This window comes from Bradyrhizobium sp. USDA3010 (assembly GCF_056429065.1).
Genome location: NZ_JBWJZD010000178.1, coordinates 1 through 250, shown reverse-complemented (window position 1 = coordinate 250; position 250 = coordinate 1). Strand labels below are relative to the sequence as shown.

The window sequence follows — 250 nt, the reverse complement described above, 5'->3', positions numbered from 1 at the left end:
TGCCATCCGCTCCCAAGCCGCGTCGCTCAATACCAAACGGTCCATCACACCCAAGACTGCCTCCCCAAAAGCAGTCTTGAATCTGATTTGCGCTTAAAAGGGAATCCTTAGAGTCCACACCACCTAGTGCGCGATGCGGGCTCAGATCCGTTCGACGGTGCGCTTTATGTCTTCCGGGCCAAAAGAGCCGATAGAATAAAGATCGTATGGTGGGATGGGTCCGGCGTGTGCCTCTATTTAAAGCGTCTTG

The 250-nt window shown here is 53.6% G+C and carries 1 protein-coding gene; it reads left to right on the top strand.

Annotated features, from left to right (window positions below; all coding sequences use genetic code 11):
- Positions 1-126: 126 nt before the first annotated feature.
- Positions 127-250 (top strand): IS66 family insertion sequence element accessory protein TnpB (gene tnpB, locus AC066Y_RS43460; RefSeq protein WP_478279163.1); only part of this gene is annotated, 124 nt, incomplete at its 3' end.